Origin of the sequence: Bacillus sp. FSL W8-0519 (assembly GCF_038005585.1) — a bacterium.
Classification (GTDB): Bacteria; Bacillota; Bacilli; order Bacillales; family Bacillaceae_G; genus Bacillus_A; species Bacillus_A paranthracis.
The window spans coordinates 2,544,376-2,559,266 of sequence record NZ_JBBOTL010000001.1; the positions used below are offsets into that span (position 1 = coordinate 2,544,376).

15 protein-coding genes and 2 pseudogenes are annotated in these 14,891 nt (G+C 32.5%); 11 read left to right on the forward strand and 6 right to left on the reverse strand.

Annotated features, from left to right (window positions below):
- Nucleotides 1-9: 9 nt before the first annotated feature.
- Nucleotides 10-1,311: a site-specific integrase gene (locus NST14_RS13300; protein ID WP_086720001.1), complete on the reverse strand. Its 1,302-nt coding sequence runs from the start codon at nt 1,309-1,311 to the stop codon at nt 10-12.
- Nucleotides 1,312-1,871: 560 nt separating this feature from the next.
- On the opposite strand from NST14_RS13300, the gene NST14_RS13305 reads away from it, so the two are divergent.
- Nucleotides 1,872-4,259 (forward strand): RNaseH domain-containing protein, encoded by a 2,388-nt coding sequence (locus tag NST14_RS13305; RefSeq protein ID WP_048557859.1) that lies wholly within the window; start codon nt 1,872-1,874, stop codon nt 4,257-4,259.
- A 92-nt stretch (nt 4,260-4,351) separates the two neighbouring features.
- Nucleotides 4,352-4,716 (forward strand): annotated as a pseudogene (locus tag NST14_RS13310) (N-acetylmuramoyl-L-alanine amidase C-terminal domain-containing protein); the annotation flags it as partial.
- A 69-nt stretch (nt 4,717-4,785) separates the two neighbouring features.
- Here NST14_RS13310 and NST14_RS13315 read toward each other — a convergent pair.
- The 4 genes from NST14_RS13315 to NST14_RS13330 form a co-directional block, all read right to left on the reverse strand.
- Nucleotides 4,786-5,214: an SMI1/KNR4 family protein gene (locus tag NST14_RS13315; protein WP_001022908.1), complete on the reverse strand. Its 429-nt coding sequence runs from the start codon at nt 5,212-5,214 to the stop codon at nt 4,786-4,788.
- Nucleotides 5,215-5,337: 123 nt separating this feature from the next.
- Nucleotides 5,338-5,616, reverse strand: coding sequence for a hypothetical protein (locus NST14_RS13320; protein WP_001997557.1), 279 nt, complete (start codon nt 5,614-5,616; stop codon nt 5,338-5,340).
- A gap of 14 nt (nt 5,617-5,630) precedes the next feature.
- Nucleotides 5,631-6,632 (reverse strand): WXG100 family type VII secretion target, encoded by a 1,002-nt coding sequence (locus NST14_RS13325; RefSeq protein ID WP_000249924.1) that lies wholly within the window; start codon nt 6,630-6,632, stop codon nt 5,631-5,633.
- Nucleotides 6,633-6,815: 183 nt separating this feature from the next.
- The gene (locus tag NST14_RS13330; RefSeq protein ID WP_227494869.1) at nt 6,816-7,328 is read right to left on the reverse strand and encodes a hypothetical protein; all 513 of its coding nucleotides are present in this window, start codon (nt 7,326-7,328) and stop codon (nt 6,816-6,818) included.
- Nucleotides 7,329-7,355: 27 nt separating this feature from the next.
- On the opposite strand from NST14_RS13330, the gene NST14_RS13335 reads away from it, so the two are divergent.
- From NST14_RS13335 to NST14_RS13360, 6 genes and pseudogenes are all read left to right on the forward strand, one after another.
- Nucleotides 7,356-8,546 (forward strand): FtsK/SpoIIIE domain-containing protein, encoded by a 1,191-nt coding sequence (locus NST14_RS13335; RefSeq protein ID WP_000571535.1) that lies wholly within the window; start codon nt 7,356-7,358, stop codon nt 8,544-8,546.
- A gap of 31 nt (nt 8,547-8,577) precedes the next feature.
- Nucleotides 8,578-9,106 (forward strand): annotated as a pseudogene (locus NST14_RS13340) (replication-relaxation family protein).
- A gap of 111 nt (nt 9,107-9,217) precedes the next feature.
- Nucleotides 9,218-9,346, forward strand: coding sequence for a hypothetical protein (locus tag NST14_RS13345; RefSeq protein ID WP_255256521.1), 129 nt, complete (start codon nt 9,218-9,220; stop codon nt 9,344-9,346).
- Nucleotides 9,347-9,554: 208 nt separating this feature from the next.
- On the forward strand, nt 9,555-10,328 hold the full coding sequence (locus NST14_RS13350; RefSeq protein ID WP_000732208.1) for a DUF3959 family protein: 774 nt from the start codon (nt 9,555-9,557) through the stop codon (nt 10,326-10,328).
- Nucleotides 10,329-10,503: 175 nt separating this feature from the next.
- Entirely contained in the window at nt 10,504-10,920 is a 417-nt protein-coding gene (locus NST14_RS13355) for a DUF3995 domain-containing protein (RefSeq protein WP_000905588.1), read from the forward strand.
- A 139-nt stretch (nt 10,921-11,059) separates the two neighbouring features.
- Nucleotides 11,060-11,263 carry a hypothetical protein gene (locus tag NST14_RS13360; RefSeq protein WP_000878365.1) on the forward strand — a complete coding sequence of 68 codons (204 nt, stop codon included), beginning with the start codon at nt 11,060-11,062 and terminating at the stop codon, nt 11,261-11,263.
- A 268-nt stretch (nt 11,264-11,531) separates the two neighbouring features.
- Here NST14_RS13360 and NST14_RS13365 read toward each other — a convergent pair whose 3' ends face one another.
- Nucleotides 11,532-11,744, reverse strand: a complete 213-nt coding sequence (locus NST14_RS13365) for a hypothetical protein (RefSeq protein ID WP_000416572.1) — start codon at nt 11,742-11,744, stop codon at nt 11,532-11,534.
- A 189-nt stretch (nt 11,745-11,933) separates the two neighbouring features.
- Between NST14_RS13365 and NST14_RS13370 the strand changes: the two genes are divergently transcribed.
- From NST14_RS13370 to cypA, 3 genes are all read left to right on the forward strand, one after another.
- On the forward strand, nt 11,934-12,938 hold the full coding sequence (locus NST14_RS13370) for a DUF1835 domain-containing protein (protein WP_000565723.1): 1,005 nt from the start codon (nt 11,934-11,936) through the stop codon (nt 12,936-12,938).
- A 144-nt stretch (nt 12,939-13,082) separates the two neighbouring features.
- Nucleotides 13,083-13,487, forward strand: a complete 405-nt coding sequence (locus NST14_RS13375; protein ID WP_000282686.1) for a hypothetical protein — start codon at nt 13,083-13,085, stop codon at nt 13,485-13,487.
- Between the two features lie 159 nt (nt 13,488-13,646).
- The gene (gene cypA / locus NST14_RS13380; RefSeq protein WP_000062106.1) at nt 13,647-14,882 is read left to right on the forward strand and encodes a cytochrome P450; all 1,236 of its coding nucleotides are present in this window, start codon (nt 13,647-13,649) and stop codon (nt 14,880-14,882) included.
- Nucleotides 14,883-14,891: the final 9 nt, after the last annotated feature.

Genomic DNA, 14,891 nt, shown 5'->3' on the forward strand with positions numbered 1-14,891 from the left:
TCCCCCACCTTATAGCGTTTTTTTCCATTTTTTCACATGGTCATAATCAATAATCCCTAATTTTTCTGTTGGATACTTTTTAAAATCGTTTACAGCTTGTTCTATTTGCTGCGTTGTAAGCGTTTGGTCAATGTATTCCATAGCCGAAGTTAGGCTTCGATCACCACGCGCTATGGCTAATTGCGTTGGAGTGAATCCCATATCAATTAACATGTTCGTAAAGACTCCTCGACCGATATGCGTTGACCAAAACGTATCTGCTAAAAGATTATAATCCTTATGCCCCATTAATGAATCTAAAAATGCCTTTTTCACTTTCTGAAAACGTCGATCATACACTTTCCCTGACATTGTTTCTCCGTCACCGTCAAGGAACAAAGCACTCGGATTCTTACACTTCCCACTCTTAATCATGTAATCTAGTCTTTTTTTATGTTTTCGATAGACTTCCCAAACAAGATCATTATCTAAAATCGTTTGCCGACACATATCTGTTTGTAAATAGTTAAGCCTCTTTGGATTCTCTGTTTTTGTATCCTTTAGACGAGAAAAGAAATTGTTACGATTATCCCTTATTTGTACTTCCATTGATTCGCCTTCGCTTACAATCAAATCCCCTCTAGAAACATTAACAACTTCCCCTCTTCTCAATCCGCCATAAAATTGAAAACATAATCCTAGAGCTATATCTTCTGCAACATTCATAGCTGTTCGAATAAAGTGTGTTGTTAATTGATTTCGGTCTTCTCCAAAATCTTTCAACTTAGCCACTTTTCTTTTACTAGTATTTCTCGAAGGGAATCTTGTTCCTAGACTTGGGTCTCTAAATACTGAATGATAAGCCTTTTTATCACCATTAAAATTCTTTTTCTCCTCTAAAGGAAAAGCTTCTTCTATCCAATTCATTTTCTTCAAAAATACATACAGTCTAGAAAGATATTTTTCATACTGTTCTACTGTTGTTTTTTGCAATCCCTCTAAAGAACAATGTGTTAAATATTGACTACCATGTTTACGTTCTAATCCATTGATTCCCTTATCTTTCAAATCAATAAACTCTTCATGTCCTTCTTCAATCTTTCGTAAACAAAAATTCAAGAAGCGACATACTACCCTTGCAGGTGCATCCGAACTGTTTAATGATTTTCCATAAAACTCATACTGTCTTTTTATGAATTCTGATATAGGGTGTGGATATACAATACCTGTACTTTCCTCTAGTACACCTATTGTAATCACTTTTATATTTCTCATTTTCCCTCTAATCATTTCATTTACAGTAGTTTCTTTACTTACAAATTTATAATCCATTACTTCATTCACTTCCCCTTATTCATAAAAGAAATTCTCCCTATGTACTCTCTTTTATTTTTGTTTAATATGATTACTTTTACTATTATCTTTTCTCTTAAATAGTATCTATCTCTATCTTATTTCATTACTTCTATTTTGTCCATTAAATTGTATATTGGGCTATTTTAAAAATACTCCTTTATTCCTTTTATATCAATACTTCTTTTATCTTTTTTATATTTGTTTTTTATTATGACCTATATCGTGTATATATAGGATAGTGAAAAGAGGATTTGATATACATATGTATGGTCAATACCTCTTTTATAATCTTTTGTAAAATTATTGTAAATCCCAAATACAATACGTTACTAATATTGTATAATTTTAATATATTGTGTTTATTATATAAAAGGAGGGATATGTATGAAAATTTCTTTTAACTTTTATCAGAGTCATGTCATTAATATATAAGTCGGATAAGCAGTAGTTGCTTCTCTTTTAAATAATTAAATTATGTGATGATACTTTAGTTTTTTTTGAGATCAAGAAAAATGAAGAAAGGAAGTAATCATTTTATGGGAAAATTAAAGTTGTTAACATTTGAAAATATAATAGAACCTCTTTTAAACGAAAGCGTATCATTTATATATTTTCCTATTGAATGGCTTGATATTGTAGAGATACATTATAAGACATTTTTATTAACGAGTAAGTTGAAACGATTAAATGAAAGATTATATGATATGTTTTCTGATATATTATTTATTCAGCATAATCCATATGTACTAAATGAAAATACACCATGGATTGTATGTAAAGAACCTATTAGAAAAGAACAACTTGATTATATTTTTCAAAGTTGGTATGAGATTATTCATGATTGGAAACCTAATAAATTAATAGGATCGCCAAAATATGAATGGCATTACGATTTAATTTCTAATTTAACAGTACTACATGATAAGGAAGTATATTCTAAATGGGTGCCCGCTTTAATTTCACATATTTTTTGTGAACGTCCTGTACAATTAGAAAATATAAATGAAGAAGATATATATTTTTCTCCTCTTAGATCACAAAATATTTGTGAGGCGATGTCAGAGCCTATTAAAGATGAAAAAACACAAGACTATTTCGCCTATGTATTTCGGTTCGAATATATAACGCGCGGAGGAGAGAACATTCCATTATTAAATGTTTCAATAGGAATTCGGAGATTTTATCAAGAATATAACCATCCAGACATCCCTTTGCTATTAAGACGAAAACGGGGCATGATATTAATTTCTACTCCAGAATTTGCATTGAATAATAAGAAATTACGATTTGTAAAACTAAAAGTTCAGCAGGCTACAAACGGCATCAAATGGATTAAGATATTTAGAAATTTAAAAGATGATTTTCGTATAGGTGGAGAAGTTGAATTAGATCATATTCTTCAATATCCGAAAGATTATATGCTAGGAGCAAATCTTAGGGTACTTCTTCCATACAATGAGAGAATATATAAAGTTCAAGGTACTAAAATAAGATCTGGTATAAAAGCAAAAGAAAGAGAGTATCTATTTAAAGGGTTTCAGCAAAAATTTTCTTATTTCACATTACTACCAGAATGTAAAAAGATTGAAACAGGCAATAGGAAAGAAGTATTCCCTTTAATTGCACCAAAAGGATTAGAGACTATAACGCTAGAAATATGGTCTGAAAAAATATCGCTGGAAGTAGAACAAGCATTATTTGAAAGTGAAATGGTGTTAGCTCAAATCAGTGAGTCATCATATATATTAAATGCAGATTCTCCAGTGTTGTTAAAAATAGTAAGATGTAATATTGAAAAAGTATTGCAAAATCCATATAAGATGCAATATTGCCAGAAGTATAAAACGAATTTAGTAGAGGATGTTATGAAAGCGGTTTATGCTACTGCAGGTAAGCGTAATGATGCGACATTGGCGTTAATTGCAATGAAAAATTGTGATGGACGTGAAAAAATTGATCCAAAGCAAATTGTTAGAGAAGGATTTGCACGAACAAACCGTATTTCAGCATTTATTAATTTATTTATAGGCCAAAGTGTGTCTCGTAAAACGATTATAAATGGTATTTTGAGTTTATTAGAACAAAAAGGATTTTTAAAACGTAGTTGGAATAAGATAAATTTACCTTGTACATATGTTAATTTATCAATTGAACGAATCTCGAAATTTGATTTCTTACCCATTTTTTCAAAAATAAAAGGAAAAGAAATTTCATATAAATTATATGGGAATATAGAGTGGCAAACGATTGATCGTTTATTATTAAATGTAGATAAACATAACACTTTTTTACCGCAGCCTTCAAAAAGAAATGATATGGGCATTCAATTTAAACAATTTGTTTCTGAAACATTAGCGGAAATTTTACAACCTGCAAAAGAGCAAAATGAGCAAGTATACTTCATTATAGATGCGAATGTAAGAAAACATTGGATAAAAGAGTTACAAAATGAAAAAATTGATATAGATACTTTCCCTGACATTGTTCCAGATGTGCTAAAGGTTCCAAACTTAAATGCTGTAAGAATAAATACATCTTTTGATGTACCCAAATACGGTGTGATAGAATGTGATGACGTATTAGATAGTACGAGTTTATATATAGATCAAAAGGGAATGTATTATAGCACTGGTGAGTATCTGTGTAATGATAGTGAAACATTGCATCGATATATACTTGAAATATTACCTCTAGGTGTAAAAGCTGTTGAAAGGAACTATATTGCCAAAATGGTACATTACATGTGCTGTAATTCAAGTATGCTTTTGGAAAAGAATATACACATGCCATATTCCATGCATATGGCGAAAGTAATAAAGAGCTATATGACGGATATAGATGCAAGAGAGTTTAAAGAGTTTGATGATGAATTGGATGTAGATATTATAAAAATAGAAAAGAAAGATTCAATTATTCTACTTTAAATAATAATAGACAAATCCATGGAGGATATGAGAGCCGGCATATAAGCCTTTATCGATGAGTTATACTGTTGAGGTGCTAAGAAAGTTGGTAATATGTTGGTAATAAGCCAGCATATCCTTGCGATTTTTGGCGTACATGGAAACAGGAAATGTACCTGGTATCGGTAATTGTGATTTAAATCAATTGATAGGAGGAAAGCTGCTTTCTTGGTTTACTGGAGCAGTGCAAGAGCAAGTTCAAACAACTAAACTAAATATCATCCAATCAGGAGCATTTTCAAGAGAGTATATTGAAGATGTTATGGGAGCATTGACATCGTTAAAAATGACAGCTAAGTTCATTTTACAACCTGATGGATTAGCATATTTTATTTCTGATCCAACTTCAGATGCTCAATTAAATGCGATGAAGGAGTACCTTGATCGTAGAGATTGGTGGTATGAGTATTTGAAGTAAAACAAAAGGATAGCTTAATCAAAAATAACAGCCGACTCGATATAAATGATTCGGCTGTTATTTTATTAACTATGACAACAATTCCTCTACTCCGACACCATCTATTAACAATGCTTTTAATGAAGGAGCTATTTTAATTGCTTCTTCAATATCTAAATCTCCAAAATCCACTGTATATAATCCGAATCCTTCTTTTCCATCTCCATATAATAATGCTTTTCCGCCTTCATCATCACCGATTGCCAGTGAATTTGGTATATATTTTTGAATATCATGTGCTTTATTCATCTCTATGCAATCAGTAGGGCCCCAAATACGTATGTAAAGTTCATTTTGTACATTAATCTCTGCGTTTGTACAATTTTGGATTACTTCTAAATAATCTAATGGTACATCTATTGATGAGAACTTTTGTAATTCTTGAATGGCCTCTTTACTCGCTGGTGATTCCTGAGCTTCTAAAGTGAAGGAATCGTTTAATTTTTCTAGAATATTCATTAATGATCAATCCTTTCATACTCTTGGGTGGTATGAAGTTAAGTGAGATTTACTATGTAATAGCAAATGAAACCTATGTATATGTGAAGTGAAAAAGGTTCTCTTAACTGAGAACCTTTTTATTTATCTCCAACGCCATTCTATTTCATTTGAATCAAAGTAGACGGCAGGTATTCCAATTCCCTCTAATTGATTATTTTTAGATACAAACCAATTATTTTCATCCAATAGGATTGGATTTACATCATCTAAAGGCGGATTATTTTCATCTACCATTTTGTTAAGAAACTCTTTGAAATCAGAAATGTTATTAGTGAAATTAATATTTCCATACATCCAAAAACCATCACCATTTACATTTGAAATGTCTCCTAAATGTATATCTTTAAAGTATAGTTTCATAGCGAATATCCCTCTCATTTCTTAATGTTAAAATATTTACTAGGAATTTCTCCTCTAATAAGGTATTCAGTATCTCTTTTAGTCCAATTTAAAGCGAGATTTTTCCAGTGATCTGTAGTGGCGGAATCTTGCTTTATTAAACGCTCTATTTGCTTAGGGCTTAAAATAGCAACATCTTTTACTTCACCGTCCCTAATCCCCTTTCTTAGAGCAGGTAAATCAATATCAATAATATTTTTACCATAATTACTTGCAACCTCAGGTTTTATCGAGAAACTAGTATAAGGACTATTATGTTTTGCTCCTCTGCGATATCCACCTAAGATATGTTCAGTTACAGTTACTTGTCGGCCTTTATACATCCCTTCTTTATTTGCTGGGATTAGGTTTCCGTTCTCACCAATATGTGGTTTACCGATACCATTTGGTCTTGTTGCTGCTTTTAAGTAATCTTCTCCTCGTAAAAGGTTTTTACTTTCTATTGCAGCATGCGTCATCTTAACGCCTTTTCCCACTTTAGCAAGTTTCCCGACTGGTGTAAGACCAGCTACTGCCATCCCACCCGCAAAGATTCTATCCCAGGTTGATAGTTTTTCACCAGTAGATGGATCAACACCATCCCACGCTCTTTTAATATCATACTCACCACTTATTTCACCGGCTATATCTCGAGCTAGTTTACCGCCATCAAAACCTTTTTCTTCAGAGGAAGGTTTACCACACATTGCACCTTCTTCCATTGTAACATCTTGATTATCTGCATTGCGGAATTTTTCAGCAATCCGTTTCAAGTCTTCTTCTACTTTTACAAGTGAATTGATAGATGTAAAAGCTTTTGGTCTCGCATCATTGAACATTTGAATGAACTGTTGATTAGAGGCACCAATCCACTGAAAACACAATTGATCTATTTCGTTACATAAATTATTATGTATAGATTCTAATGCGATTCTGGTATTATTTGCACGATTAGCCACTTCTTCTAGCATTTCAGGTGTTACTTTGATTTGAACCATTTTTTTCCTCCCTTTCCCAATTAAAATTATGAGATAAAAAGAAAAAAATGTAAATACGGAAATTTTAGATTAGTATAATAATATTTATGTGAACTAAAATCTGCTTAATTGTAAATAAAGCGTATGTGTATGTGAAATAAAAAAGAGCCGTCCTGTTGGGCGGCTCTTTTTTATTTCTATCAATTATTTTCTTTTAACACTTATGTCTATTCTTTCATAACCATTTGATGCAGGCATTGTGCCTAACTCCATTTTGTAGTTACCCTTATCTAAATATGCGTGATAATCTCGCTCCCCTGAATTTTTGAAAGGCAATGCAACAATATCGTTAATTTCTTTATCTAGATTTAAATCTGGATTTATTAAAGTAATCCAATTTTTTGCTAACTCTACAGTAGCTTTATCAATTATAAATGTAATCATGAAATCATTTTCATTCTCACCTACTAAATAGAGTTGCCCTTGTCCATAATCATAAATCTTTCCTAAATTAGGATTAGAGGAAAGTAATTCTACCCTTTCACCATCGCCCATCTGGCCGCCGCTGATATATACGCTTTCGTATTTGAAATCTTCATTATAATTCTTGTTTATTTTAGTAATTAGATTTTGAGCTTCTTTAGATACAGATTTTAGTAGCAACGGTGAACTGTTTATCCAGCTACTACTGTCGTAATGAAATTCACTTGTAATCATAGAGCTTGGGAGATCAAACGGTGGTAATTGATTGAATTATTACTCGTTCCAGCTGCAGGTTTGACAGTGGCATTATTCGGTGAAAAGTTCAAAAGTAAAAATGATGATAAGAGAAAAATACAGGTGTTTTTTGAGGTGGCTGGAATTGCGATTAAAAGAAATAATGAAGACAAATTGCAATATCCAAAGTTCCAAAAACAAATTGATGATGATCGTAGTACGACTTATGTATATACTTTACCGCTTGGTATGCCGAGTAAAATCATACAGAAGGTTGAGGATGTAGTTTCAGAAGGGCTAAATAAACCAGTACGTATCCAGTACGATAATTATAAATTGAACATCCGTGTGTTCCGTAGAGAAATACCGAAGAACTGGTCATGGTCAATGGATTTAGTAACGAAAGGGAAATGGCGTATTCCAGTTGGCCAGAGTTTAGAAACAATTGTTTATCATGATTTCGATGAAACACCGCATATGGCTGTAGGGGGATTAATTCGTATGGGGAAAACAGTCTTCCTTAAAAATATGTTCGCTTCCTTATCATTAGCAAATCCTGATCATGCTCATTTTTATTTGATTGATTTAAAAGAAGAAGGACTTGAATTTAGTGAATATAAAAAACTGAAACAAGTCGAACAAATCGTAGAAACTTCAGAGCAAGCACACGGCATGCTGCTGAAAGTGATGGAAAAAATGCATGAACGTGGGAAGTACATGAAAGAACGTGGTATCAAGAATATTGTTCACACGAAAGAAAAGGACCGGTATTTCATTGTAGTGGATGAAGGAGCAGTACTTGCACCTGCAAAAGGGCTACCGAGAGCTCATAATAAAATGCTGGAAGAGTGCCAATACATGATTAGTCATATTGCGCGTGTTGGAGGGGCACTTGGGTTTCGTATTGTCTTCTGTACGCAATATCCTACAGGAGATACATTGCCAAGGGTAGTAAAACAGATGGCGAACGCGAAACTCGGCTTCCGTTTACCGACTCGTACCGCATCAGAGGTTGTAATCGATCAGTCCGGATTAGAACAACTACCATCTATTCCAGGAAGAGCTATATATATGAAGGAAAGCTTCACCGTACTGCAAGTGCCGTATATCGATGACATAGTTATGTGGAAACATCTAAAAGAATATGAGGTGGAAAAACATGAACATCCAGAGCCATATGAAAATCAACCGTCAGATGGCGATACTTGCGACGATTAGGAAGCTTCAGTTTGCAACGAGAAGACATTTAATGAGTGTGCATAATATGGGTGGTATACGTAATGCAAACCGTATTTTGGGATTTAAAACCATACGTGAGTAAAACCATGCAAGGGAAAGAATATGTGTATTATCTCAATAACGAAGGGCACGCGATGTTTGGTGATGATGGTAAGGTTGTTTCGAGAGGGAAGCTTGCGCATGCGTTATTACGGAATGAAGCGTGGTTACATTTATTTTGTCCAGATAACTGGCAGATTGAAACGGATATACGTTATATAAAGAATAAAGAGAAAAAGAAAATAGTTCCGGATGTGAAGTTTCGGGATGAAGAAAATATACTTCATGCAGTTGAGGTAGATCGCTCGCAGAAAATGAAAGTGAATGAAGAGAAGATAAAAAAATATGAAGAGTTTACCCAAATTTATAAACAGAAGCATAACGGGAAAATGCCAGTGATTCATTTTTTTACAGTGACGAAATATAGAGAAAAGAAATTGGAAGAGTTAGCTGCTAAATATGATGTTCTTGCGAAGGTGTATGTAATAGAAGAAATATAAAAAAGTGCTAACAAGTTTGCAAACGAACTTGCTAACACCTATTCGGAATAGACGTAAATTATCGCTGATATGTCGTCTTTGAAAATAGCTTTAGTTAATGAAATCACACTTATGCGAAATGCTTATAAAATCATTCGTGATATGACGGATATAGATGCAAGAGAGTTTAAAGAGTTTGATGATGAATTGGATGTAGATATTATAAAAATAGAAAAGAAAGATTCAATTATTCTAATTTAAATAATAATAGACAAATCCTGTTCATTATATAGGTCAGGATTTGTCATTTTTTCATGTAAATAAGGATATCTTTTGTCATGTATCTTCTCTTTTACATATTTACTTTATTTCCATACAGGATTAAGATGTTTTTTAGAAATAAAAAACTACATCATATGGAAAAGCAATATGTATTAACTCAAAAGAAATTTGAAAGGAATGAGGAATTGTGAAGAAATTAGATGTGCTATTAATGCTATTGAGCGGCCTCTTTCCAGTTGCAGGAATTTTAAAGCAAATCCCGCTAGAACAATCTTTATATATTGGAGGCCTTTTATTTTTTACTAGTTTCGGTAGTTATTTTGCGAAAAAAATATATTCACGTATATGTAGTTGGATAGCGTATGCACCATTTATTACACTATTGTTAGTCATTTGGCATCAAGATATTTCAACTAGTTCAATAATAGCGAATGCGAAAATTGCCGCTTGTATCGCTTTAATTCCATGTTTATTTCGTTTTCGTACATATGGACTTACTTTCGGTTTATTCGCATTATGGGCCGCTTTAATATGGGATATGAAAGAAGTACAGTCGTTAGTCATACTTGAACGTATGTCTAGTTTAATGACAAGCAATTTCAAATATATCATGCTTTTAGTTGGTGGACTGATATTAGGTGGATTACTTGCGATGTTAATTCACCGCAGAGAGAAAAATGATAATAAAGAAAATATAAATCTATTTAAACAAAAAAAGAAACAGAAAAAATTATCCTTTAAGATTCCACTTCCAAGATTACCGAAATTTAGGATGCAATTATTTAAGTTTGGTGGAAAAGTATCAAAACGAAAAACGCCAGAAAAAATACGTGAGCATAATTACGAAGAACCGGCTCCAGCTGCAACATATGAACTGAAAGAGCAAATACATCAATATAAAGAAGGTACTGTTCAAGGACAAACAAGGATGGAACGTCGTAGAAATAGGTATAATGCATAAGAAACTTTAGTAAGCCTTTAATGAGTTATCATTGAAGGCTTTTTTGTAATTACATATTGATTGCTAATGAGAAATGTATCCCGCTTTAATGGGCAGTAAGACCCCCACTGATTAAAGTTTCACTTTATAGCATACCTTAAAGTTAAGGAGTTAAATAAAATAATGGGAGGACAAAATGCTTATTATTACATATATTTCTGTCTGTATATTATTTTTAGTTAGCTTTTTACATGTTTACTGGGCTTTTGGAGGTAAGTGGGCGACAAATAGTGTTATTCCAACAAAAATGGGAAAAAAGGCGTTTACACCAGGTGCAGGAATGACATTGCTCATTGCGTTATTATTAAGTATGGCAGCGATGATTTTATTACAACAAACAAATATTGTTCATTTTGCATTTCCTAATATTATTGTTCGAGTGGGATCCTGGGTGTGTATGATTGTATTTTTCATAAGAGTAATTGGTGAGTTTCATTATTTTGGTATTTTTAAGCGAAAAAAAGATACCCAATTTGCTAGAATGGATACTGCTTTATATATACCACTTTGTGTATTTTTATCTTTATCATTCTTATTAGCAATTATAGCGTGAACATAAAATAGTGGTTGTTTTCTTCAAAATAATATAAACGTGAATTGGCAAATGTAAAAGTGAAAAATCTAGGAGTAAATAAAAGGATGTAAGTGCCTTTTTACCGAATTATAGATTATTATGAAAGGCGGGTGACACTATGAAGTACGTAAAAGTCAGTATGAATGGTGGAAGTGAACACAAATTCTCGATGACTTTAGCTCGGTTTGAAGAACTTATTACTACAGAGAATGGGCTACTAGAAAATAAATTAGTTAGTATTGAAAATGTAATGATTAATCCTACTAATATATCTTCTGTAGTTGAAAAAATCGGTGTACCGGCTAAATTTATGGAAGCTTAAAAATGTGTACATAAAAAACATCCAGGAGGATGTTTTTTTATGTATATGATAATTGTACAATGGATATATGAAGTAGCTAGATATGATATTTAATATATGCACAATAAAATAAGTACAAGCATATAGTAAATAGTAGGACAAGATCTTCGTGTCCGAATCAATACTCAGAAAAAACCTCTAATCACTTTAGGGCTTCCAATAGCAGGGTGCCCTTATTTTTTATGAAAAATGTAGCTCTACAACGGTTTCATTTCAATTATAGCTTTCTTTAACTTTTGATTTTAAATTTATCTTTTACGTTAATAAATATTAAAAATAAAATGACAGCAATTATTAAATTAGACAAATAGAAATTTTGATGAAACAGTAGTTCAAAGGTAACATCAAGTGTATATAATAAAGCAGCAGCAGGTAATATACAAATAAATATAAATCTCCAATTTTTTAGATAATATTTATAATTAGTAAATACTTTTTCCATACATATAGCTCCTATATTTTTTATTTTCTATATAATTATACATTTAAATTAAAGGATTTACAAAATGTTTAGTAATTTTAGCCGTAGCAATCTGTGTAATACATGATTTGACCAAAAAGCTTTTAAAGAATGATTATAAAGTGATACACTATAATCTACGTTATTTATGAAATGAATAGAGGGAATTATATGATAGATAAAATCAAAAATGTTGTAGAGGATATGTACGAAGATGAAGCAAAACATTTACTTCAAAGCATTCTAATTCAGTTAAATTTATTAGAAGAAAACTATAGTGAAGATACTATTAAAAATTTAATGGATATTCCTAATCAACTACTGAGTAATACATCTTATAAAAGAAATGTAAAAGAAAGCTCACACATTCATATTGCATTTGATGATTCAACAGCTGGATGTTTAAAGCATATGCTAAGTCAAGAAGAACGATTGGAAGAGATGGTTATTGCTTTTTCTGAATTCTTTTCAATTGGGCCGATACACAAGTTACATATGAATAAGTGGCAACTAGCAAGACAGGAATGGTTAGTAAACAACTTAAATGCTTATGAAAATTATTTTGAAGAAGAGTATTTACCAAGGTTTTTAGAAACTATGAAAGAACTATACGCTATTCCTAGTGAAACGCCTATTACAATTTGGAAAGCCGATAACGCACATGAACATGTAGGTCTATGTTTTGTAATGGCGCAATTAAAAGATAAGAAAAGTATTCGCGTTATGAATACATCTGAAGCAAGTAAAGAAATATTAAAACTAGAGTATGTTATTCGTGGAACAGGAGAGTTACCACCTGAAAGTTTAGCTCTAATTCAAAAAAGTTTTGTAAAATTGCCGTATTTAACTGTAGAGAATCGGATGCAGTTTGAACATGAGTGGGATAGTCTCTCGAAAAGTACGGGATTTTTAAGAGTTTGGACAGACAATGAAGTGCGTTCTGTACAAGAAAATTATTTTGATCAATTTATTATTGAATGTGCGAAAAGTATAGGTGCTGATCAAGAATTCCTAAAAGCTCCTAGAGTAATTGGTGAAGCACTTGGTCTTGTAGAGCAATCAGTTGGCGATACGTTTTTAGAATATCGCTTAAAGGAATTAATTAAACAAGAAGTATTTGAATTTGAAGGTTCATTAGATGAAATGCGTTTCTATAGTGTGAAATTAAGAAAATAATACATCTATTCCGTTTATGAAGAAGCTCGTATTTTTAAAATACGAGCTTTATTTTTTGTTGAATTTAGGCTATACATAAGCTTCCCAGAGAGGGCATATCACATATGAATGGTAAAGGTAATGAAAAGAAGGTGATTTATTAATATGTATAACCAACAAAATTATCCATATGATCAAGCGATGTATTATAATCCACAAAACTACGGGTATGAACCTACAAATGAAGTGAGAGATATTGAACAAGAAGATTACAGACCAGATGATGCGGAAGATGCTCCAACGTCACCACCTCCGTCACAAGCGCCGTCGTTACCGTCTACATTTGCTTCTCCTGCACAACCAGGTAATATGAAATCTTGGATGTGTAACTGTCTAGGAAGATGGGGCTATTTACGCTTACATCGTCCTGGTCCTTTCGGAAGGGATTTATGGTTCTTCCCGACCGAAGTGAGAAGAAATGGAGTATCAGGTTACACGTGGCAAGGTGGTCGTCGTCGTAAAATAAGTTATCGCTATCAACAAATTAGTAATTTCATGTGCTTCGCATAAAGAAAAGTGAGAGAGTAGAAAGATTTTACTCCCTCACTTTTTTATTTTTCAATATACGAAGTAAGGTTTTGATTAAAAAGTTACAATTTTCACGTTTTTATTAGCGTATAATGCATATGTTGGTTGTTTTTTTTAAACAAATGAGAGTGAGGGAATACAATGTCAATGAAAAATAAAGTTGGGCTAAGAATAGAGGATGGCATCAATTTAGCTTCAGCTCAGTTTAAAGAAGATGCATATGAAATTTATAAAGAATCTCGTAAAATGCAACCTATCTTATTTGTGAATAAAACTGAATTAGGTGCAGAGTGGCTTATTACAAGATATGAAGATGCTTTGCCGCTTTTAAAAGACAGTCGCTTAAAAAAAGATCCGGCCAATGTATTTTCTCAAGATACATTAAATGTGTTTCTTACTGTTGACAATAGTGATCATTTAACGACGCACATGTTAAATTCAGATCCACCTAACCACAATCGTCTGCGATCACTTGTGCAAAAAGTTTTCACACCGAAGATGATTGCACAACTGGAAGGAAGAATTCAGGATATTGCAGATGATTTATTGAACGAAGTTGAGCGGAAAGGTTCATTAAACCTTGTGGATGATTATTCATTTCCTTTACCAATCATTGTAATAAGTGAAATGCTCGGCATTCCAAAAGAAGATCAAGCGAAATTTAGAATTTGGTCGCATGCTGTCATTGCTTATCCAGAAACACCAGAAGAAATAAAAGAAACTGAAAAGCAACTATCTGAGTTTATTACATACCTTCAATATTTAGTTGATATGAAACGAAAAGAACCGAAAGAGGACTTGGTTAGTGCTTTAATACTTGCAGAAAGTGAAGGACATAAACTTAACGCTCGGGAACTATATTCAATGATAATGTTACTAATTGTTGCAGGGCATGAGACAACGGTAAATTTAATAACAAATACGGTATTAGCACTTCTTGAAAATCCGGATCAATTACAGTTATTAAAAGAAAATCCAAAGTTAATTGATGCAGCAATTGAGGAAGGATTACGATATTATTCTCCGGTTGAGGTTACAACTTCAAGATGGGCAGATGAACCTTTTCAAATTCACGATCAAACAATTGAAAAAGGAGATATGGTTGTCATTGCCTTAGCTTCTGCAAACCGTGATGAAACAGTATTTGAGAATCCGGAAGTATACGATATTACTCGCGAGAACAATCGCCATATTGCCTTTGGACATGGTAGCCATTTTTGCCTAGGGGCTCCACTTGCTAGGTTGGAAGCAAAAATTGCTATTACTACTTTGTTTGAGAGAATGCCAAAACTACAAATAAAAGGGAATCGTGAAGACATTAAATGGCAAGGTAATTATTTAATGCGTTCTTTAGAGGAATTACCATTAACATTCTAGAATATTTAT